The sequence below is a fragment of the Streptomyces sp. yr375 genome (assembly GCF_900110755.1).
Taxonomy (GTDB): Bacteria; Actinomycetota; Actinomycetes; order Streptomycetales; family Streptomycetaceae; genus Streptomyces.
The window spans coordinates 18793-40358 of record NZ_FOFF01000033.1; the positions used below are offsets into that span (position 1 = coordinate 18793).

The 21566-nt window shown below is 71.1% G+C and carries 19 protein-coding genes; 15 read left to right on the forward strand and 4 right to left on the reverse strand.

Annotated features, from left to right (window positions below; all coding sequences use genetic code 11):
• Positions 1 to 27: 27 nt before the first annotated feature.
• From recG to mutM, 8 genes are all read left to right on the forward strand, one after another.
• Complete coding sequence (gene recG / locus BMZ82_RS27040; RefSeq protein ID WP_093780015.1) at positions 28 to 2274, forward strand: ATP-dependent DNA helicase RecG; 2247 nt, start codon at positions 28 to 30, stop codon at positions 2272 to 2274.
• A 149-nt stretch (positions 2275 to 2423) separates the two neighbouring features.
• Positions 2424 to 3011 (forward strand): 16S rRNA (guanine(966)-N(2))-methyltransferase RsmD, encoded by a 588-nt coding sequence (rsmD, locus tag BMZ82_RS27045; protein ID WP_093780016.1) that lies wholly within the window; start codon positions 2424 to 2426, stop codon positions 3009 to 3011.
• Between the two features lie 26 nt (positions 3012 to 3037).
• A complete protein-coding gene (gene coaD, locus BMZ82_RS27050; RefSeq protein ID WP_093780017.1) occupies positions 3038 to 3517 on the forward strand; it encodes a pantetheine-phosphate adenylyltransferase in 480 nt (159 codons plus the stop codon).
• A gap of 58 nt (positions 3518 to 3575) precedes the next feature.
• Positions 3576 to 4628, forward strand: coding sequence for an ATP synthase F0 subunit B (locus BMZ82_RS27055; RefSeq protein WP_093780018.1), 1053 nt, complete (start codon positions 3576 to 3578; stop codon positions 4626 to 4628).
• A gap of 161 nt (positions 4629 to 4789) precedes the next feature.
• A complete protein-coding gene (locus tag BMZ82_RS27060; protein ID WP_093780019.1) occupies positions 4790 to 5443 on the forward strand; it encodes a YceD family protein in 654 nt (217 codons plus the stop codon).
• Positions 5444 to 5445: 2 nt separating this feature from the next.
• Positions 5446 to 5619: a 50S ribosomal protein L32 gene (gene rpmF / locus BMZ82_RS27065; protein ID WP_007493396.1), complete on the forward strand. Its 174-nt coding sequence runs from the start codon at positions 5446 to 5448 to the stop codon at positions 5617 to 5619.
• Positions 5620 to 5626: 7 nt separating this feature from the next.
• A complete protein-coding gene (gene rnc, locus BMZ82_RS27070; RefSeq protein WP_371271309.1) occupies positions 5627 to 6460 on the forward strand; it encodes a ribonuclease III in 834 nt (277 codons plus the stop codon).
• 123 nt (positions 6461 to 6583) lie between these two features.
• Entirely contained in the window at positions 6584 to 7444 is an 861-nt protein-coding gene (mutM, locus tag BMZ82_RS27075; protein ID WP_093780021.1) for a bifunctional DNA-formamidopyrimidine glycosylase/DNA-(apurinic or apyrimidinic site) lyase, read from the forward strand.
• Here the strand turns inward: mutM and BMZ82_RS27080 are convergent.
• Positions 7417 to 7818: a winged helix-turn-helix transcriptional regulator gene (locus BMZ82_RS27080; RefSeq protein WP_093780022.1), complete on the reverse strand. Its 402-nt coding sequence runs from the start codon at positions 7816 to 7818 to the stop codon at positions 7417 to 7419. The two genes, mutM and BMZ82_RS27080, sit on opposite strands and share 28 nt — an antisense overlap.
• 106 nt (positions 7819 to 7924) lie before the next feature.
• On the opposite strand from BMZ82_RS27080, the gene BMZ82_RS27085 reads away from it, so the two are divergent.
• Positions 7925 to 8512, forward strand: coding sequence for a flavodoxin family protein (locus BMZ82_RS27085; protein WP_093780023.1), 588 nt, complete (start codon positions 7925 to 7927; stop codon positions 8510 to 8512).
• 35 nt (positions 8513 to 8547) lie between these two features.
• Here the strand turns inward: BMZ82_RS27085 and BMZ82_RS27090 are convergent, their stop codons facing one another.
• Positions 8548 to 9747: a CAP domain-containing protein gene (locus BMZ82_RS27090; RefSeq protein WP_093780024.1), complete on the reverse strand. Its 1200-nt coding sequence runs from the start codon at positions 9745 to 9747 to the stop codon at positions 8548 to 8550.
• Between the two features lie 197 nt (positions 9748 to 9944).
• On the opposite strand from BMZ82_RS27090, the gene BMZ82_RS27095 reads away from it, so the two are divergent.
• From BMZ82_RS27095 to BMZ82_RS27110, 4 genes are all read left to right on the forward strand, one after another.
• Positions 9945 to 10226 (forward strand): acylphosphatase, encoded by a 282-nt coding sequence (locus BMZ82_RS27095; protein ID WP_093780025.1) that lies wholly within the window; start codon positions 9945 to 9947, stop codon positions 10224 to 10226.
• A gap of 381 nt (positions 10227 to 10607) precedes the next feature.
• Positions 10608 to 10811, forward strand: coding sequence for a hypothetical protein (locus BMZ82_RS27100; RefSeq protein ID WP_093780026.1), 204 nt, complete (start codon positions 10608 to 10610; stop codon positions 10809 to 10811).
• A gap of 299 nt (positions 10812 to 11110) precedes the next feature.
• Positions 11111 to 14680 carry a chromosome segregation protein SMC gene (gene smc / locus BMZ82_RS27105; RefSeq protein WP_093780027.1) on the forward strand — a complete coding sequence of 1190 codons (3570 nt, stop codon included), beginning with the start codon at positions 11111 to 11113 and terminating at the stop codon, positions 14678 to 14680.
• Positions 14681 to 14903: 223 nt separating this feature from the next.
• Positions 14904 to 16322, forward strand: coding sequence for a sugar porter family MFS transporter (locus BMZ82_RS27110; protein ID WP_093780028.1), 1419 nt, complete (start codon positions 14904 to 14906; stop codon positions 16320 to 16322).
• Positions 16323 to 16325: 3 nt separating this feature from the next.
• Here BMZ82_RS27110 and BMZ82_RS27115 read toward each other — a convergent pair whose 3' ends face one another.
• Positions 16326 to 17297, reverse strand: coding sequence for an LLM class flavin-dependent oxidoreductase (locus BMZ82_RS27115; protein ID WP_093780029.1), 972 nt, complete (start codon positions 17295 to 17297; stop codon positions 16326 to 16328).
• Between the two features lie 159 nt (positions 17298 to 17456).
• Between BMZ82_RS27115 and ftsY the strand changes: the two genes are divergently transcribed.
• On the forward strand, positions 17457 to 18662 hold the full coding sequence (gene ftsY / locus BMZ82_RS27120) for a signal recognition particle-docking protein FtsY (protein ID WP_093780030.1): 1206 nt from the start codon (positions 17457 to 17459) through the stop codon (positions 18660 to 18662).
• Positions 18663 to 18771: 109 nt separating this feature from the next.
• Here the strand turns inward: ftsY and BMZ82_RS27125 are convergent, their stop codons facing one another.
• Entirely contained in the window at positions 18772 to 19428 is a 657-nt protein-coding gene (locus tag BMZ82_RS27125) for a bifunctional DNA primase/polymerase (RefSeq protein WP_093780031.1), read from the reverse strand.
• Between the two features lie 447 nt (positions 19429 to 19875).
• On the opposite strand from BMZ82_RS27125, the gene BMZ82_RS27130 reads away from it, so the two are divergent.
• Positions 19876 to 21360, forward strand: a complete 1485-nt coding sequence (locus BMZ82_RS27130) for a transcriptional repressor NsdA (RefSeq protein ID WP_093780032.1) — start codon at positions 19876 to 19878, stop codon at positions 21358 to 21360.
• The last annotated feature ends 206 nt before the right edge of the window (positions 21361 to 21566 follow it).

Sequence of the window (21566 nt, forward strand, 5' to 3'; positions counted from 1 at the left end):
ACGGCAATGTCAGTGGTGTGGTGTGCAATGGATCTCGTGCCCGCACTGGAAGAAGCGCTGAAGCAGCCACTCAGGTCGGTGCTCGGCCCCGCCACCGCGAAGGTGATGGCCGAGCACCTCGGCCTGCACACCGTCGGCGACCTCCTGCACCACTACCCCCGCAGATACGAGGAGCGCGGCCAGCTCACCCACCTCGCCGACCTCCCGATGGACGAGCACGTCACCGTGGTCGCCCAGGTCGCCGACGCCCGCCTGCACAGCTTCGCCTCCGCCAAGGCCCCCCGGGGCAAGGGCCAGCGCCTGGAGGTGACGATCACCGACGGCAGCGGCCGACTCCAACTGGTCTTCTTCGGCAGCGGTGTCCACAAACCCCACAAGGACCTCCTGCCGGGCACCCGCGCGATGTTCTCCGGCAAGGTCTCGGTCTTCAACCGCCGCCTCCAACTGGCCCACCCGGCCTACGAACCGCTGCGCGCCGACCCCGAGGAGGCGGACCCCGAGGAGTCCGTCGAGAGCTGGGCCGGCGCCCTCATCCCGATCTACCCCGCCACCGCCAAACTGGAGTCCTGGAAGATCGGCAAGGCCGTCCAGACGGTCCTGCCCAGCGCCCAGGAGGCCGTCGACCCCCTCCCGGACGCGCTGCGCGACGGCCGCGGCCTGGTCTCCCTCCCCGAGGCCCTCCACAAGATCCACCGCCCGCACACCAAGGCCGACATCGCCGCCGCCCGCACCCGCCTGAAGTGGGACGAGGCCTTCGTCCTCCAGGTCGCCCTGGCCCGCCGCCGCCACGCCGACGCCCAACTCCCGGCCGTGGCCCGCAGACCCGCCCCCGACGGCCTGCTCACCGCCTTCGACGCCCGCCTCCCCTTCACCCTCACGGAGGGCCAGCAGAAGGTCTCCAAGGAGATCTTCGACGACCTGGCGACGGACCACCCGATGCACCGCCTCCTCCAGGGCGAGGTCGGATCGGGCAAGACCCTGGTCGCCCTGCGCGCCATGCTCGCCGTCGTCGACGCCGGCGGACAGGCCGCCATGCTCGCCCCCACCGAGGTCCTCGCCCAGCAGCACCACCGCTCCGTCGTCGAGATGATGGGCGACCTGGCCGAGGGCGGGATGCTCGGCGGCTCCGACCGGGCCACCAAGGTCGTCCTGCTGACCGGCTCCATGGGCATGGCCGCACGCAGGCAGGCACTGCTCGACCTCGTCACCGGCGAGGCCGGCATCGTGATCGGCACGCACGCGTTGATCGAGGACAAGGTCCAGTTCCACGACCTCGGGCTGGTCGTGGTCGACGAACAGCACCGCTTCGGCGTCGAGCAGCGCGACGCCCTGCGCGGCAAGGGCAAACAGCCCCCGCACCTCCTGGTGATGACCGCCACCCCCATCCCGCGCACGGTCGCCATGACCGTCTTCGGCGACCTGGAGACATCCGTCCTCGACCAGCTCCCGGCCGGCCGCTCGCCCATCGCCAGCCATGTCGTCCCGGCCGCCGACAAGCCCCACTTCCTGGCCCGCGCCTGGGAGCGCGTCCGCGAAGAGGTGGCCGGCGGCCATCAGGCGTACGTCGTCTGCCCCCGCATCGGCGACGAGGAGGACGACCCGAAGAAGGCCGCCAAGACCAAGAAGAAGCCCCCGGAGGCGGAGGCCGAGGCCGAAAAGCGCCCCCCGCTCGCCGTCCTCGACGTGGCCGACCAGCTCGTCAAGGGCCCGCTCCAGGGCCTCAAGGTCGAGGTCCTCTACGGCCGGATGCCCCCCGACGACAAGGACGCCGCCATGCGCCGCTTCGCCGCGGGCGACACCGACGTCCTGGTCGCCACGACCGTCATCGAGGTCGGCGTCAACGTCCCGAACGCCACCGCGATGGTGATCATGGACGCCGACCGCTTCGGCGTCTCCCAGTTGCACCAGCTCCGCGGCCGGGTCGGGCGCGGCGCGGCCCCCGGCCTCTGCCTGCTGGTCACCGAGATGCCCGAGGCCAGCCCCGCCCGCCAGCGCCTCAACGCGGTCGCCGCCACCCTCGACGGCTTCGAGCTCTCCCGCATCGACCTCGAACAGCGCCGCGAGGGCGACGTCCTGGGCCAGGCCCAGTCCGGCGCCCGCACCTCACTGCGCGTCCTCGCCGTCATCGAGGACGAGGAGGTCATCGCGGAGGCGCGAGGAGAGGCCGCGCGGGTGGTCGCGGCCGACCCGGAACTGACCGCCTACCCGGGCCTGCGCACGGCCCTGGACGCCCTCCTGGACGAGGAGCGGGAGCAGTACCTGGAAAAGGGCTAGCAGACCGGAAGAGAAGACCGCGAGAGGTGACCGACTCGGCGGCACGGGGCCGTACTGGACATCGGGGCGGTACCGGACACACGGCTAACGCCGCACGGCCGCGACCAGCCACACTGGACCCGAACGCACCCCACGACCAAGGACCCGAGATGACCCGCGTGATCGCCGGCACAGCCGGTGGGCGCCGCCTGGCAGTCCCGCCGGGCAACGGAACCCGTCCCACCTCCGACCGCGCCCGCGAGGGCCTCTTCTCCACCTGGCAGTCCCTGCTGGGCGGCGGCCCCCTCGCCGGCGAACGCGTCCTCGACCTGTACGCCGGCTCCGGCGCCGTGGGCCTGGAGGCCCTCTCCCGCGGCGCGGGCCACACCCTCCTGGTCGAGGCCGACGCCCGCGCGGCCCGCACGATCCGGGAGAACGTGAAGACCCTCGGCCTGCCCGGCGCGGAGGTCAGGGCCGGCAAGGCCCACCAGGTGATCCAGACGCCGCCGCCGACGCCGTACGACCTCGTCTTCCTCGACCCCCCGTACGCCGTCTCCGACGACGATCTTCGGGAGATCCTGCTCACACTCCGCGCGGGGGGCTGGCTCACGGCCGAAGCGCTCGTCACCGTGGAGCGCAGCACCAGAGGCGGAGAGTTCCACTGGCCGGCCGGTTTCGAAGGCCTCAGGGCCCGTCGCTACGGCGAGGGAACGTTTTGGTACGGTCGCGCCGCCGCTACGTGCGAAGACGCACGATGACCGGACCGGAGAGCGAGGGATCACTAGTGCGCCGCGCCGTCTGTCCCGGGTCGTTCGACCCGATCACCAACGGACACCTCGACATCATTTCCCGCGCCTCCCGTCTGTACGACGAGGTCTATGTCGCGGTCATGATCAACAAGTCCAAGAAGGGCCTGTTCGAGATCGACGAGCGGATCGACCTGATCCGCCGGGTCACCGCCGAGTACGGCAACGTCCGCGTCGAGGCCTTCCACGGCCTCCTCGTCGACTTCTGCAAGCAGCGCGAGATCCCCGCCATCGTCAAGGGCCTGCGCGCGGTCAGCGACTTCGACTACGAGCTGCAGATGGCCCAGATGAACAACGGGCTGTCCGGCGTCGAGACGCTGTTCGTGCCCACCAACCCCACCTACAGCTTCCTCTCCTCCTCGCTGGTGAAGGAGGTCGCCACCTGGGGCGGAGACGTCTCCCACCTCGTTCCGGCGATCGTCCTGGAGGCGCTCAACGAGCGCCTGCGCAACGACTGATGGGGCTACAGTCGTTCCGTCCGTCTCCAACACGGCTTTAGAGAGTGGCGAGCAACCGGTGGACGTGCAGAAGAAGCTCGACGAGATCGTCACGGCGGTCTCCAGTGCCCGGTCGATGCCGATGTCGGCCTCGTGCGTGGTCAACCGCGCGGATCTGCTCGCCCTGCTCGAAGAGGTCCGCGCGGCCCTGCCCGACTCGCTCGCCCAGGCCCAGGAACTGATCGGCGGCCGCGAGCAGATGGTCGAGCAGGCCCGCCAGGAGGCCGAGCGGATCATCTCCACCGCGCACGTCGAGCGCGGCTCCCTGATCTCCGACACCGAGATCGCCCGCCGCTCCCAGTCCGAGGCCGACCGCATCCTCGCCGAGGCCCGCAAAGAGGCCGACGACGTCCGCGCGGAGGCCGACGAATACGTCGACTCCAAGCTCGCCAACTTCGAGGTCGTCCTCACCAAGACCCTCGGCTCCGTCGGCCGCGGCCGCGAGAAGCTCCTCGGCACCGGCCCCGGCGTCGACGAGAACGGCTACGAGGACGAGGACGCCCCCGAGCGCAGCCACGACCCGGAGACCCTGCGCCGCGACGCCGACTCCTACGTCGACACCAAGCTCGGCGCCTTCGAGGCGGTCCTCGCCAAGACCCTGGACGCGGTCGGCCGCGGCCGCCAGAAGCTGCACGGCCGCATCGCCTCGGACGACCTCGGCGCCCTCGCCGACGACACCACGACCTTCCAGCACTCCTCGGACGCCGACTACCTCGCCGACCTCACCGCCCTCGCCGAGCAGGACGCGGCGGCCGCCCAGCCGCTCCAGCAGCCGTACGAGCAGCAGCAGGAGGCCTACGCCTACCAGCAGCAGCCGGACCCGTACGCCGGCGGCTACGGCCAGCAGCAGGGCTACGGCGGCCAGCAGCAGGACGCGTACGGCTATCAGCAGCAGGCCGACCCCTACGCCTACCAGGGCTACGACACCCAGCAGGCCCCCTACGACCCCCAACAGCCCGAGCAGCCCCAACAGGCCCAGCAGGGGTACGCCCTCGACGAGACCAGCCTCTTCGACACGGGCATGATCAGCGCCGAACAACTGCGCGCCTACGAGCAGGGACGCGGCCTGTAGCGACCGGGAGCACCCGGTCGGACGGGGTTGTCCACACCCGATTGGGCTGTGGGCGCAAGCTCAAGTATCCTGGCTCCTCGGTCGTGTGTACGTCCGCGATCACCGCTGCCCGGGAACACCGAAGGGCGGCGTCCCTCGAGCTCAGCAGATCGAAAGCAGGAATGGCCCTGAACGCCCGCCTCGACCACCGTAAGCCTCTCGTGTTCGACACACACGAGCTGGGGCGGCGGCCTGGTGCGCAGCAGCGCCTGACCCGCGAGATCGACGCACCCCAGGATCTCGGGATCCAGGGAGTCGTCGGAGTGCCGGAAGGCGCCCCGCTGGAGCTCGAGCTCCGACTCGAGTCGGTCATGGAAGGGGTGCTCGTCACGGGCACCGCCCGTGCATCGGCCGAGGGGGAGTGCGTAAGGTGTCTGGAGCCGCTGGAGCTGGAGCTCGAAGCGGACTTCCAGGAGATGTTCTCGTACCCTGACGCCGACGACCGGGGCCGCCCCAAAGCGGAGCCGGTCGACGACGCCGAGGAAGACGAGGACAGGCTCTTCATCGAGGACGGCCTGTTCGACCTCGAACCCGTGCTGCGCGATGCGGTGGTGCTCGCACTGCCGATGCAGCCGGTGTGCCAGGACGACTGCCTGGGCCTGTGTTCCGAATGCGGAACACGGCTCACGGACGCCCCGGACCACCACCACGACGCCGTCGACATCCGATGGGCGGCACTGCAGGGACTCGCCGGTTCACCTGAAGACGGCGAGAAGGACGAGATGAGCGGCGAAGCGCAGAGAGCAGCACGCGCCGCCGAGAAGCAGGAGAAGTAGCCGTGGCTGTTCCGAAGCGGAAGATGTCGCGCAGCAACACGCGCCACCGCCGGTCGCAGTGGAAGGCTGCGGTCCCCACCCTGGTTGCGTGCGAGCGCTGCCACGAGCCCAAGCTGCAGCACATCGCGTGCCCGTCTTGCGGCACCTATAACAAGCGCCAGGTCCTCGAGGTCTGAGCGGCTGGTGAGAGGCTCCATGTCTGACGCCAAAGAAGTTGGTCCCCGCCTTCGCGGGGGTGGCCCGGCGGACACGGCCTCGTCCCACACGCTTCTGGAAGGGCGGCTCGGCTATCAGCTCGAGTCCGCCCTTCTGGTGCGTGCGCTGACCCACCGTTCCTTCGCATACGAGAACGGCGGCCTGCCGACGAACGAGCGGCTGGAGTTCCTCGGGGACTCCGTGCTCGGCCTCGTCGTCACGGACACGCTGTACCGCACCCACCCCGACCTGCCCGAAGGCCAACTGGCCAAGTTGCGGGCCGCGGTGGTCAACTCGCGTGCGCTGGCGGAGGTCGGTCGTGGCCTCGACCTGGGCTCCTTCATCCGGCTCGGCCGGGGTGAAGAGGGCACGGGCGGCCGGGACAAGGCGTCCATCCTCGCCGACACCCTTGAAGCGGTGATCGGCGCGGTCTATCTCGACCAGGGCCTCGACGCGGCCTCCGAACTGGTGCACCGCCTGTTCGACCCGCTGATCGAGAAGTCCTCGAACCTCGGTGCCGGCCTGGACTGGAAGACCAGTCTCCAGGAGCTCACCGCGACCGAAGGGCTCGGCGTCCCCGAGTACCTGGTCACGGAGACCGGCCCCGACCACGAGAAGACCTTCACTGCTGCCGCCCGCGTCGGAGGCGTCTCGTACGGCACCGGCACCGGCCGCAGCAAGAAGGAGGCGGAGCAGCAAGCCGCCGAGTCCGCCTGGCGGTCCATCCGGGCCGCCGCGGACGAGCGGGCCGAAGCGGCAGAGACGGCCCCGGCCGTCGAGACCGTCGACGTCGGCCAGGACTCCGAGTCCGCCTCCGCCTGACCCACAGCAGTAGATCCACAGCAGTAGCAGCAGTAGCAGCAGTAGCAGCAGTAACAGCGGTACATCGGTACGAGACGAACGCCCGCCTCCACTGGAGGCGGGCGTTCCGTACGAGGGGGTCCCATGCCCGAGTTGCCCGAGGTCGAGGTGGTCCGGCGCGGTCTGGAGCGGTGGGTCGCCCATCGCACGGTCGCCGACGCCGAGGTGCTGCACCCGCGCGCCGTACGCCGTCACACCGCCGGCGCCGACGACTTCGCACACCGCCTCAAGGGCCACCGCATCGGCGTCCCGAGCCGCCGCGGCAAGTACCTGTGGCTGCCGCTGGAGGACACGGACCAGGCGGTCCTGGCCCACCTCGGCATGAGCGGCCAGCTCCTGGTGCAGCCGCACGCGGCCCCCGACGAGAAGCACCTGCGCATCCGCGTGCGCTTCGCCGACGACGTGGACACCGAACTGCGCTTCGTCGACCAGCGCACCTTCGGCGGCCTGTCCCTCCACGACACCACCGCGGACGGCCTGCCCGACGTCATCGGGCACATCGCCCGCGACCCCCTCGACCCGCTGTTCGACGACGAGGCCTTCCACCAGGCCCTTCGCCGCAAGCGCAGCACCATCAAGCGGGCCCTGCTCGACCAGTCGCTGATCAGCGGCGTCGGCAACATCTACGCCGACGAGGCGCTGTGGCGCGCCCGCCTGCACTACGAACGCCCGACCGCGAACTTCACCCGCCCGCGCACCCTCGAACTCCTCGGCCATGTCCGGGACGTGATGAACGCGGCCCTCGCCGTCGGCGGCACCAGCTTCGACAGTCTGTACGTCAACGTCAACGGCGAGTCGGGCTACTTCGACCGGTCCCTCGACGCGTACGGCCGGGAGGGTCTGCCCTGCAAGCGATGCGGCACGCCGATGCGCCGCCGCCCGTGGATGAACCGGTCCAGCTACTTCTGCCCGAAGTGTCAGCGCGCGCCGCGCGCCGTGTCGTAGCGCTCGCGGGCGGCCAGGACGTCGTCCATCCGGCCCTCCAGGCAGTGGATGAGCGACAGCAGCCGCTCGGCTACCTCGCGGCCGAGCGGGGTCAGCTCGTAGTCCACCCGGGGCGGGTTGGTGGGCTGGGCCTCGCGGTGCACCAGGCCGTCGCGCTCCAGGGCGTGCAGCGTCTGGGACAGCATCTTCTCGCTCACGCCGTCGACCCGGCGGCGCAGCTCGTTGAAGCGCAGCGAACCTTCGTGCAGCGCTCCGAGCGTGAGCCCGCCCCAGCGGCCCGTGATGTGCTCGAGCGTGCCGCGCGAGGGGCAGAGCTTGGCGAACACGTTGTACGGGAGGTCCATGTCCGCCGTGCGCTCCTGGGTGCTGGTCATGGCGCAAGGGTACGCGAAGGCAGCGCTAACCAACAGGTTGCACTAACCAGAAGTTAGTGCTTTCCTTTGATCGCCGCACTTGAGTTGCCCATTTCGAGGAGTCCGCATGCCCACCCCCGTTGTCTCCGTCGCCTTCCACTCCGGCTACGGCCACACCGCCGTCCTCGCCGAGGCGGTCCGCGCCGGTGCCGCCGACGCCGGCGCCGAGGTGCACCTGATCGACGTCTCCGAGATCACCGAGGAGCAGTGGACGCTGCTCGACGGCTCGGACGCGATCGTGTTCGGCTCGCCGACCTACATGGGCACCGCCTCCGGCGCCTTCCACACCTTCGCGGAGGCGACCTCCGCGCGCTGGGCCACCCAGGCGTGGCAGGACAAGCTCGCCGCGGGCTTCACCAACTCCGGCTCCAAGAACGGCGACAAGCTGCACACGCTGCAGTTCTTCCAGATCCTGGCCGGCCAGCTCGGCATGCACTGGGTCAACCTCGGCCTGACGCCCGGCTGGAACAGCAGCACCGGCTCCGAGAACGACCTCAACCGGCTCGGCGTCTCCCTCGGCGCGGCCGCGCAGACCAATGTCGACGCGGGCCCGGAGGGCGTCCACAAGGCCGACGCGGCGACGGCGGAGCACCTGGGCCGACGGGTCGCCGAGACCGCGAAGATCTTCGTGGCCGGCCGGACCCAGGCTGCATGATCGTTCCTGCGGAGTCTTTTCCGCAGGCCTAGGGCCTAGTAGCCGAAGTCCTGCGTCCACCAGGGTCCGCCGGACCCGAAGTGGACGCCGACGCCCAGCGTCTTGAAGTCGCAGTTCAGGATGTTCGCCCGGTGGCCGGGGCTGTTCATCCAGGCTTCCATGACGGCTGCCGCGTCGGACTGGCCGCGGGCTATGTTCTCGCCGCCGAGGTCGGATATGCCGGCCTTGGCGGCCCGGTCCCAGGGGCTCGCCCCGTCCGGGTCGGTGTGGTCGAAGAAGCCCCGCGCGGCCATGTCGTCGCTGAACTTCTCGGCCAGCCCCGACAGCGCGCTGTTCGCGGAGAGGGCGCTGCACCCGACCTTGGACCGCTCCACGTTGACGAGCCGCAGCACCTCGGCCGCCGCCTGCGCCTCGGCCGAGACGGTCACCGGCGACTCGACCCGCTCCGGGGCCTTGGCCGCCGCCCTCGACTTGGACGGAGTCGCCACCGGGGCCGCAGGAGTGGTCTTCCGCTGCTTGGAAGGCGTGGGCTTCGGCTTCTGGGGCGTCGCCGTCTTGGCGGGTGCCGTCGACGGCGCCGCCTTCGAGGCGGAAGCGGAAGCAGAGGCGGAGGGTGTGGGCGAGGCGGACGGCGAGGCCGAGCGGTTGGCGTCGCGGCTGGTCGACGTACCACCGCGCTCGTCGTCGGCGGTGCCGGACGTGCCGCCCTGCTCGGCGGGCGAGTTGGTCGGCGAGTCGGCGGCCTGGACCTTCTCGCCGGGGCCGGTGCCGCCGCCGAGCTGGTAGCTCTCGAGTCCGGGCACCACGCCGGTGGCCACCGCGACGGTGCCGAGGGCGACCGCCGCGGACACACCGAGCAGACCCGTCTTGACCGGCGTGCCGATCCTCTTCCTCCGGCGGCGGCTCACACCGGCCTGGCCGGACGCGGTCCGCGGCGCGCCGCCGCCGGGCGTGAACCCGTCGGCCGCGAACACCATGGTGTCGGCGTGGTCGTACCCGCCCTTCTCCCCGTCCGTGCCCCCGTGCCGCGTCGAGAACAGGTACTCCTGGCTCTTCGCGACGGAGTCGGCGTAGGCCTCCGGGTTCAGGTACGGCGCGATCCCCGCCGTGGGGTGGTCGACCCCGTGCGAGTCCTGCGGGATGTGGCTGTCCGCGTGCGAGCCGTGCGTCTGTGTGACCCCCGTGGCGCGGCCCTTGGCGGCGCGGCCGGCGTCGGAGCGTCGGTGGCGTCCCATGTCCTTGCCTTCCTCGTCCAGGCGGTGTTCCCACGGTCGGCCGAAGACCTGGGGCGACGCGCGCCTCCTGGGCCTTCTGGTCAACCTGACTCACCCGATCGAGTGAGTTTCATATGAGAATCATTGGGTCGGGACGGTACCCCATGGTGCTGAGGAGGGAAGTGCTCCGAGCGACTTTGCCCGGTTAGGTTGCACCCATGAACGAGGATGTACGGCTGGTGGCCTGGGTGCGCGGACACGTGCAGGGCGTGGGATTCCGCTGGTTCACGCGGGCGAAGGCGCTGGAGATCGGCGGCCTGAGTGGCTTTGCTCTCAATTTGGCCGACGGCCGGGTCCAGGTGGTGGCGGAAGGGGCCCGTGAGGGCTGCGAGGGGCTGCTCGGCTGGCTCCTGGGCGACGACACGCCCGGGCACGTGGACGGAGTCACCGAGATCTGGGACACACCGCGCGGCGGTTACGACGGCTTCGCGATCCGCTGAGAACTCCGTGCGAGGCGGCCCCCGCCGAGCGCCGGGACATGCCACCGGCACCTGCCCGCAGCGGAAAGGGCCAGGTGGTTGCCAAGAACTGCTTGCGGTGGGACGCTCCGCACGCAAGGATGATCGCCACGCCTCGAGGTCCCCGCAGGAGTCGCAGCGCCGCCGTTTCGGCCGCGTGCCACCGGGATGCCCGCCAATACGGGGCGTGATCGTGTTGACCGTCAAACTTTTTGGTGAGACGCTGAAAGCACCCCGCGCACCTTAGCTGTTTGGCATGGATGAACGGCAGCACCAAACAAGATCCTGCCAAACACCGCGGGTGCGAATCCCTCACGACCCACACCGCTTCGGTCGGTCACTCAGTGTGGAGGACCATCCATCATGGCAAAGGCGCTTCTCGGTTACGTCGGCGGCTCCGACCCGCGACTCCTCTCCGAGATGCGACGGCTCCAGCAGCGCGTACAGGATCTGGAATCCGAGCTCGGACGGATCCAGGCCGAGAACGACGCGCTGACGGCTGCCGCTTCTCACGAATCGCTTCTGGAGAGCATCGACGCACGCCAGGCGGAGCCTGCGCTCACCTGATCGCTGCACCGCTGCACAACGGCACTCGCAGTGGTCGGGCGGCACACATCAGCCGCGTCGAACCGCTAAGTACTAAGAGTTTGCAAGGGACGCTTCGGCGTCCCTTCTTTCTTTCTCTTTCCGTCTTCTGACGTCTTCTACTGACGTCTTCTGCCGTCTTTTTCTTGCGTCTTCTGTCTTTTTCTTTCGCTCCCCCGCGCACCCTTTCAGTCTCTTAACGTCTGGTGTGCCCTGCGCGTTCATGGGTGAAACCGCGGGTTCATGGAGTGGGACATTCCCGGAAGGTAGAGTCCAGCGCCGTGCACCTCAAGGCCCTGACCCTCCGGGGGTTCAAGTCGTTCGCTTCCGCGACCACGCTCCGGTTCGAACCGGGGATCACCTGCGTCGTCGGACCGAACGGCTCGGGCAAGTCCAACGTCGTCGACGCGCTCAGTTGGGTCATGGGCGAGCAGGGCGCCAAGTCGCTGCGCGGCGGCAAGATGGAGGACGTCATCTTCGCCGGCACCACCGGCCGCCCCCCGCTGGGCCGCGCCGAGGTGTCCCTGACCATCGACAACTCCGACGGGGCGCTGCCCATCGAGTACGCCGAGGTCACCATCACGCGGATCATGTTCCGCAACGGCGGCAGCGAGTACCAGATCAACGGCGACACCTGCCGCCTCCTCGACATCCAGGACCTGTTGTCCGACTCCGGCATCGGCCGCGAGATGCACGTCATCGTCGGTCAGGGCCAGCTCGACTCCGTCCTGCACGCCGATCCCATGGGCCGCCGCGCCTTCATCGAGGAGGCCGCGGGCGTTCTCAAGCATCGCAAGCGCAAGGAGAAGGCGCTCCGCAAGCTGGACGCGATGCAGGCCAACCTCGCGCGCGTGCAGGATCTGACGGACGAACTCCGCCGTCAGCTCAAGCCCCTGGGCCGGCAGGCCGCCGTCGCCCGCCGGGCCGCCGTCATCCAGGCCGACCTGCGGGACGCCCGGCTCCGCCTGCTGGCCGACGACCTCGTACGGCTGCGGGAGGCGCTGCGGGCCGAGGTGGCCGACGAGGCCGCGCTCAAGGGGCGCAAGGAGGCCGCCGAGCAGGAGCTGCGGAAGGCCCTCCAGCGCGAGGCGCAGTCGGAGGACGAGGTCCGGCGGCTCACGCCACGCCTCCAGCAGGCCCAGCAGACCTGGTACGAGCTGTCTCAGCTCGCCGAACGCGTCCGCGGCACGATCTCGCTCGCCGACGCGCGCGTGAAGAGCGCGACCTCCGTGCCCCCGGAGGAGCGGCGCGGCCGTGACCCCGAGGACATGGAGCGGGAGGCCGCCCGGGTCCGCGAGCAGGAGGCCGAGTTGGCGGCCGCCCTCGAAGCGGCCCAGCACGCCCTGGACGACACCGTCGCCCACCGCGCCGACCTGGAGCGGGAACTCGCCGTCGAGGAACGCCGGCTGAAGGACGTCGCCCGGGCCATCGCCGACCGCCGCGAGGGGCTGGCCCGGCTGAACGGCCAGGTCAACGCGGCCCGTTCGCGCGCCGCCTCGGCCCAGGCCGAGATCGACCGCCTGGCCGCCGCCCGCGACGAGGCGCAGGAACGCGCGGTCACCGCACAGCAGGAGTACGAGGAGCTGAAGGCGGAGGTCGACGGCCTCGACGCCGGTGACCAGGCACTGGGCGAACAGCACGAGACGGCCAGGCGGCGGCTCGCCGAGGCGGAGGCCGCCCTCGGCGCCGCCCGCGAGGCGGCCACGGCGGCCGAACGCAGCCGCGCCGCGACCCAGGCCCGCCACGAGACGCTGGCGCTGGGCCTGCGCCGCAAGGACGGCACGGGCGCGCTGCTCGGCGCCCGCGACCGCCTGACCGGCCTGCTCGGCCCGGCCGCCGAACTGCTGACGGTGACCCCGGGACACGAGATCCCGCTCGCGGCGGCCTTCGGGGCCGCGGCCGACGCGATCGCGGTGACGACACCCGCGTCGGCGGCCGAGGCCATCCGCCTGCTCCGCAAACAGGACGCGGGCCGGGCCGCACTGCTCCTGGCGGGCGCCCCGGTGGCCCGGGACGCCGACGACTCGGGCGTCCCGGGCCCGGGTGCGGGGAGGTGCTTCGCCGCCGATCTCGTACGAGGCCCCGCCGAGCTGATGCCCGCCGTGCGGCGGCTGCTGCGGGGGATCGTCGTCGTCGGGACGCTGGAGGACGCCGAGGAACTGGTGTACTCCCGGCCCGAGTTGACCGCCGTCACCGCCGAAGGCGACCTGCTCGGGGCGCACTTCGCGCACGGCGGGTCGGCCGGCGCGCCCAGCCTGCTGGAGGTGCAGGCGTCCGTCGACGAGGCCGCCGTCGCACTTGAAGAACTGGCCGTGCGGTGCGAGGAGTTGACGCGGGTGCAGCGGGCGGCGGGGGAGCGGCGTACGGAATGTGCCGCGCTCGTCGAGGAGTTGGGGGAGCGGCGGCGGGCCGCCGACCGGGAGAAGTCGGCCGTGGCCCAGCAGCTCGGGCGGCTCGCGGGCCAGGCGAGGGGCGCGGCCGGCGAGGCCGAGCGGTCCACGGCGGCGGCGGTGCGGGCGCAGGACGCGCTCGACCGGGCCGTGGAGGACGCGGAGGAACTGGCCGAACGGCTGGCCGTCGCCGAGGAGTTGCCGGTCGAGGAGGAGCCCGACACCGCCGTGCGGGACCGGCTCGCCGCCGACGGGGCCAACGCGCGGCAGACCGAGATGGAGGCGCGGCTCCAGGCCCGTACGCACGAGGAGCGGGTCAGGGGGCTGGCCGGACGGGCCGATTCGCTGGACCGGGCCGCGCGGGCGGAGCGCGAGGCACGCGCGCGTGCCGAGCAGCGGCGGGCGCGGCTGCGGCACGAGGCGGCCGTCGCGGAGGCCGTCGGCTCGGGCGCGCGGCAGTTGCTCGCGCATGTCGAGGTGTCCCTCGGGCGGGCCGAGGCGGAGCGGGTCGCCGCCGACGCGGCCAAGGCGCGGCGCGAACAGGAACTGGCCGCCGCCCGCACCGCCGGCCGCGAACTCAAGGCCGAACTGGACACGTTGACGGACTCGGTGCACCGGGGCGAGGTGCTCGGCGCCGAGAAGCGGCTGCGGATCGAGCAGTTGGAGACCAGGGCGCTGGAGGAGCTGGGCGTGGAGCCCGCCGGGCTGGTCTCCGAGTACGGGCCGCATCAGCTCGTGCCGCCGTCGCCGCCCGCCGAGGGCGAGGCGCTGCCGGAGGACCCCGAGGACCCGCGCAACCAGCCGAGGCCGTTCGCGCGGGCCGAGCAGGAGAAGCGGCTGAAGGCGGCCGAACGGGCGTACCAGCAGCTCGGCAAGGTGAACCCGCTCGCCCTGGAGGAGTTCTCCGCGCTGGAGGAACGCCACAAGTTCCTCAGCGAGCAGTTGGAGGACCTCAAGAAGACCCGAACCGACCTGCTTCAGGTGGTGAAGGAGGTCGACGAGCGCGTCGAGCAGGTCTTCACCGAGGCGTTCCGGGACACGGCCAGGCAGTTCGAGGGCGTCTTCAGCCGGCTCTTCCCGGGCGGCGAGGGGCGGCTGATCCTGACCGATCCCGACAACATGCTCACCACGGGCGTGGACGTCGAGGCCCGGCCCCCGGGCAAGAAGGTCAAGCGGCTCAGCCTGCTCTCCGGCGGCGAGCGGTCGCTGACCGCCGTCGCGATGCTGGTGTCGATCTTCAAGGCCCGGCCCAGCCCGTTCTACGTCATGGACGAGGTCGAGGCCGCCCTCGACGACACCAACCTCCAGCGGCTCATCCGGATCATGGAGGAGCTCCAGGAGTCCTCGCAGCTCATCGTGATCACGCACCAGAAGCGGACGATGGAGGTCGCCGACGCGCTGTACGGCGTGTCCATGCAGGGCGACGGCGTGTCGAAGGTGATCAGCCAGCGCCTGCGCTGAGCCATCAAACCGCCCACTCAGACCCCTTCCGACCCCCTCCGACCCATCCGGGTTCAAGAAGTGAACGAACGCGGCACTTCTGTGCCTTAGATCTCACCTTTCCTCACGTTTGACTTTGAGACTTGAAGGCATAGTCTCGGCAACGTTGTATTTACCTTCAGGTACCACCTATCCGGGGGTCGACCCCCGTCGGCAGCGTTGCCGGCGGCCCGAGGAGTTGAACGTGACCAGCGCAGCGCAGGCACAGAAGTCAGGAGCCCGGGCGGCTCACCCCGATCATCTCGGGCACGTCGTCTTCATCGCGGCGGCGGCCGCGATGGGCGGCTTCCTCTTCGGCTACGACAGCTCCGTCATCAACGGCGCCGTCGAGGCCATCCGGGACCGCTACGACATCGGCTCCGTGGCCCTGGCGCAGGTCATCGCCGTCGCCCTGATCGGCTGCGCGGTCGGCGCGGCGACCGCCGGCCGGATCGCCGACCGCGTCGGCCGCATCCGGGTCATGCAGATCGCCGCCGCCCTGTTCACGGTCAGCGCCGTCGGCTCCGCACTGCCCTTCGCGCTGTGGGACTTCGCCCTGTGGCGGGTCGTCGGCGGCTTCGCCATCGGCATGGCCTCCGTGATCGGCCCCGCCTACATCGCCGAGGTCGCCCCGCCCGCCTATCGCGGCCGCCTCGGCTCCTTCCAGCAGGCCGCGATCGTCATCGGCATCGCCGTCTCGCAGCTCGTCAACTGGGGTCTGCTCAACGCAGCCGGCGGCGACCAGCGCGGCAAGCTGATGGGCCTGGAGGCCTGGCAGGTCATGCTCGGCGTGATGGTCGTCCCGGCCGTCCTCTACGGCCTGCTCTCCTTCGCCATCCCCGAGTCGCCCCGCTTCCTGATCTCCGTCGGCAGGCACGACCGCGCCCGCGAGATCCTTCAGGAGGTCGAGGGACCGAGCGGCGACCTGGACGCCCGCGTCACCGAGATCGAGCACGCCATGCGGAGCGAGCACAAGTCGGCCTTCAAGGACCTGCTCGGCGGCGGCTTCTTCTTCAAGCCGATCGTCTGGATCGGCATCGGCCTGTCGGTCTTCCAGCAGTTCGTCGGCATCAACGTCGCGTTCTACTACTCCTCGACGCTGTGGCAGTCGGTCGGCGTCGACCCGACGGACTCGTTCTTCTACTCCTTCACCACGTCGATCATCAACATCCTCGGCACCGTGATCGCGATGATCTTCGTGGACCGCGTCGGCCGCAAGCCGCTCGCCCTCATCGGCTCCGTCGGCATGGTCGTCGGCCTCGGCCTGGAGGCCTGGGCGTTCTCCTTCGACCTGGTCGACGGCAAGCTGCCCGCCACCCAGGGCTGGATCGCCCTGATCGCCGCCCACGTGTTCGTCCTCTTCTTCGCCCTGTCCTGGGGCGTCGTCGTCTGGGTCTTCCTCGGCGAGATGTTCCCCAACCGGATCCGCGCCGCCGCCCTGGGCGTGGCCGCCTCCGCACAGTGGATCGCCAACTGGGCCATCACCGCGAGCTTCCCGTCCCTCGCCGACTGGAACCTCTCCGCGACCTACCTGATCTACACCGTCTTCGCCGCGCTCTCCATCCCCTTCGTCCTCAGGTACGTCAAGGAGACGAAGGGCAAGACCCTGGAGGAGATGGGCTGACCCTCACCCTCCGAGCCGGGGCAGCACGTCGTCGCAGAACAGCCGCAGACTCCGCCACCCCTCGGCCACCGGCATCCCACCCGCGAGCGGATGCAGTACGAGGTGGTCGAGCCCCTGCGCCACACACGCGTCCGGCGTGAGAATCCGGTACACCCCCTCCTCCCGGAGCCCGTCGACCGTCGTCGCCCCCGACCGCACCGCCGAGCGGATGTCACCGGACTGCCAGGATGCGTACGTCCGCGCCTCGTGCAGGAAGTGGCCGCCGTACTCGGCCCACGCCCGGTCCGGATCCTCGGCGAGGTGCAGCAGCGGCGTCTCCGCGCCCGGCATCATCGTCCAGCCGTCCGTCCCGTACTCCACCAGCCGCTCCTTGTAGTACGCCTCCAGCTCCGGAAGGTGCGCGCTCGGGAAGAACGGCAGCCCGAACCGGGCGGCCCGGCGGGCGGCGGCCCGGGAGGAGCCGCCGACCAGGAGCAGGGGGTGCGGGTCGGACCCCGGGCGCGGGGTGACCCGTACCGTACGGCCCCGGTACGTGAACTCCTCGCCGGTCCAGGCCTTGAGCAGGGTGTCCAGGAGCTCGTCCTGGAGGCGACCGCGCCGCTTCCAGTCCACCCCCGCCCACGCGTACTCCTCGGGCCGGTAGCCGATCCCGGCGACCGTGACCAGCCGCCCGCCGCTGAGCAGGTCGAGCACGGCGATGTCCTCGGCGAGCCGCAGCGGGTCGTGCAGCGGGCCGATCGCCGCCGACACGGTCACCGCCAGCCGCCGCGTCGCCCCCAGCACCGCGCCCGCGAAGGCGAACGGCGACGGCAGCCAGTTGTTCTCGACGCCGTGATGCTCCTCGGTCTGCGCGACGGCGACCCCGCGCTCGTCGGCGTACCGGGCCATCTCCAGCGCCGCCCGGTAGCGGACGCCCAGCTCGGCGGGGCTCGCGCCGGGGGCGACGAGGTTGAAACGGACGACGGTGACGGGCATGGGAGGCCCCCTTCGCCGGGCGGGTCGGGTGCTGACGCGGTGCTGACGCAGGGGGACGTTAGCTGACGATGCGTCAGGTAACCAGGGGAGCGGCATGCCGCCGTTCGGGCGTGCGGCCACCCGCCCCGCCGCAGAGGGGTCACGCATACTGGGTGCGTTATGGAAACCGTCATCCTTGCTGTAGTCATCGCCGTGGTCGTGCTCGGTGTGCTGGGCGGGCTCGTCGTCGGCAGCCGACGGAAGAAGTCGCTGCCCCCGCCGCCCCCCACCGCGCCCGACATCACCGCCCCGCCGGCCGAGCCGCACGTCGGCGACGAGGCCGAGACCCCGCGCGACGAACCGCGCCGCACGATCGAGGAGGTGGATCTCCCCGGCGGCGGCCCGACCGGCACCGCCGTCGAGGAACCGCCCGCCGTCGAGGCTCCCGGGATCGAGATCCCGGAGCCCACCGAGGGGCGGCTGATCCGCCTCCGCGCCCGTCTCTCCCGCTCGCAGAACGCCCTCGGCAAGGGCCTGCTCACGCTGCTCTCGCGCGAGCACCTCGACGACGACACCTGGGAGGAGATCGAGGACACGCTGCTCACCGCGGACGTCGGCGTGGCCCCCACCCAGGAACTCGTCGAGCGCCTCCGCGCACGCGTCAAGGTGCTCGGCACCCGCACCCCCGTCGAGCTGCGCGCCCTGCTGCGCGAGGAGCTGCTCAAGCTGGTCGGCACCGACGTCGACCGCACGGTGAAGACCGAGCCCGAGGAGCGCAAGCCGGGCATCGTGATGGTCGTCGGGGTCAACGGCACCGGCAAGACCACCACCACCGGCAAGCTCGCGCGCGTCCTCGTCGCCGACGGCCGGAGCGTCGTCCTGGGCGCCGCCGACACCTTCCGCGCCGCCGCCGCCGACCAGCTCCAGACCTGGGGCGACCGGGTCGGCGCCCACACCGTGCGCGGCCCCGAGGCCGGCGACCCCGCCTCCGTCGCGTTCGACGCGGTGAAGGAGGGCAAGGCGATGGGCGTCGACGTCGTCCTCATCGACACCGCCGGCCGGCTGCACACCAAGACCGGCCTCATGGACGAGCTGGGCAAGGTCAAGCGCGTCGTCGAGAAGCACGCCCCGCTCGACGAGGTGCTGCTCGTCCTCGACGCCACCACCGGGCAGAACGGCCTCGTCCAGGCCCGGGTCTTCGCCGAGGTCGTCGACATCACCGGCATCGTCCTGACCAAGCTGGACGGTACGGCGAAGGGCGGCATCGTGGTCGCGGTCCAGCGCGAGCTGGGCGTACCGGTCAAGCTCATCGGACTCGGCGAGGGCGCGGACGACCTGGCGCCGTTCGACCCGGAGGCGTTCGTCGACGCCCTGATCGGCGACTGACACAGGTACCCGTACCCGATTCAGTGGCCGCCGCGAAGAAGCGCCCGCCCCCAGACGCAGTGGGGAGCGGGCGCTTCGCTGTGTACGACCGGCCCTGGGGCCGATGCGGTTACGCGCGCGACCGGTGCGCCAGATACGCCAGCGTGCCCAGCAGCAGGCGGGCCTCCGGCGGGCGGGTCGCCGAGTCCAGGGCGGGTGGGCGCAGCCAGCGGACCGGGCCGAGGCCGCCGCGGTCGGAGGGCGGGGCCGTGACATACGTACCGGGGCCGAGGCCGCGCAGGTCGAGGGCGGCCGGGTCGTCCCAGCCCATGCGGTAGAGGAGGTCGGTCAGCTCGGCGGCGGCGCCGGGGGCGACGAAGAACTGCGTGCGGCCCTCGGGGGTGGCGGTGACCGGACCGAGGGGCAGGCCCATCCGCTCCAGACGGACCAGGGCCCGTCGGCCGGCGGGCTCGGCGACCTCGATCGCGTCGAACGCGCGCCCCACGGGCAGCATGATCGCGGCGCCCGGGAACTCCGACCAGGTCCTGCTCACCTCGTCGAGGGTGGCGCCGGCGGGGACCCGCGGGGCGAACTCCAGGGGATGCGCGCCCGGTTCGCGACAACCGGCGCGCCCGCACGAGCAGACACCCGCCGCGGCCCGTGCGCCCGGCACCGCGTCCCAGCCCCACAGCCCCGTGAACTCGGCGACGGCGGTGCACTCGGACGAGCGAGAGCGCCTGCGCGCGCCGGAGCGGATCTCGCGAATGCCGCCGATCGTGAAGCCCATGCCCCCTCCAACGGGTCCGGCGCGGCGATGGTTACGCAGCGGTGACCATCATGACTCTCCGTGCTTTCCGCTGTCCGGTGGCCGCTCGATCCGGGCAGCGCCCTGAAGTGCTCCGGGTGGTGTGTTCGGCTGCGTGCGCCCCTGAGTGCTTCGCTCCACTCACTCCCGGCCTTCCGCTGTCAAGTGAATCGCGTGCAGGTCAGCGGGAGTTCATTCGAAGGGGTGGCGAATGGTGGCGTTTCCGGGATCGCCGTGGCTGGAGGCGTGATCGTAGGATTACGTTGAGTGTGCGGGTCCTGGAGGCACATGCGCTTTCGGGTATGCCGGAGGCAAGTCGGCTTTCCGTTCGAAGGGTGGCAGGTCCCGGACGGTGGGCCCTATTTACCGGCATTCTGATAAGGCTTGGCGCACTCAGTGACAAGTGGTCTCAGGGATGGGGGCGTTCCAGTGAGCGGCAACGGCGGAAGCGGAAACAGCGCTACGGGCACGGACAAGCGTCCGAACGAGCTGCTCACGTCGTGGTTCGTGCGCAGCGGCTGGTCGAAGGGCGAACTGGCCCGTCAAGTCAACCGCCGGGCCCGCCAGTTGGGCGCCAACCACATCTCCACCGACACCTCGCGGGTGCGCCGCTGGCTGGACGGCGAGAACCCCCGCGAGCCCATCCCGAGGATCCTCTCGGAGCTGTTCTCCGAGCGGTTCGGCTGCGTCGTCTCCGTCGAGGACCTCGGGCTGCGCACGGCGCGCCAGGCACCCTCCGTGACCGGCGTCGACCTGCCGTGGACGGCCCCGCAGACGGTGGCCCAGCTCAGCGAGTTCTCGCGCAGCGACCTCATGCTGGCGCGGCGCGGCTTCCTCGGCACCTCGCTCGCCCTGTGTGCCGGGCCGACGCTCATCGAACCCATGCAGCGCTGGCTCGTGCCGTCCCCGCCCGCCCCGCGCCAGGAGCCGGACTCGGTGCCCACCAGCCGGGCCCGCGGCCGGCTCTCCGGACCCGAGCTTGACCTGCTGGAGTCCACCACCACGATGTTCCGGCAGTGGGACGCGCAGTGCGGCGGCGGCCTGCGCCGCAAGGCCGTCGTCGGACAACTGCACGAGGTGACCGACCTCCTCCAGGAGCCGCACCCCGAGTCCACCGCGCGCCGGCTCTTCAAGGTCGCCGCCGAGCTGGCGGAGCTGGCCGGCTGGATGAGTTACGACGTCGGGCTCCAGCCGACCGCGCAGAAGTACTTCGTCCTCGCCCTGCACGCCGCCAAGGAGGCCGGTGACCGGCCGCTCGGCTCGTACGTGCTGTCCAGCATGAGCCGCCAGATGATCCACCTCGGCCGCCCCGAGGACGCGCTGGAGCTGATCCACCTCGCGCAGTACGGCAGCCGCGACTGCGCGAGCCCGCGCACCCAGTCCATGCTGTATGCGATGGAGGCCCGCGCCTTCGCCAACATGGGGCAGCCCGGGCGGTGCAAGCGGGCCGTGCGGATGGCCGAGGACACCTTCGCCGAGGCCGCCGAGTGGGACGAGCCGGACCCCGACTGGATCCGCTTCTTCTCCGAGGCCGAGCTGTACGGCGAGAACAGCCACTCCTTCCGCGACCTCGCCTACGTCGCAGGCCGCAGCCCCACGTACGCCTCGCTGGCCGAGCCCCTCATGCGCAAGGCCGTGCACCTGTTCACCGACGACACCGACCACCAGCGGTCGTACGTGCTGAACCTGATCGGCATGGCCACCGTCCACCTGCTGCAGCGCGAGCCCGAGCAGAGCGCGGTCCTCGCCACCAAGGCCATGCAGGAGGCCAAGAAGGTGCGCTCCGAGCGCGTCAACACTCGTATTCGAAAGACCGTGGACAGCGCCGTGCGCGAGTTCGGGGATCTCTCCGAGGTCATCGACCTCACCGAGCGCCTCACCATCGAACTTCCGGAGACGGCCGAAGCGGTCTGAACCGGCCGGTCCACCGACCGAAACCCTTGAACCCCGGCCGCGGCCGGCCCTCCCGAACTGCCCGACTCGGCTCCCCCATGCCAGGTCATCGGAAGGCCGACCGCGGCCGGTCCGCGTGGCGCCCGCCCGAAGGTTGCGCCACGATAACGATCGATTCCGCCAGAATCCGGCAGTTCATCTATGCGTAACACACGAGACGCCTTCGT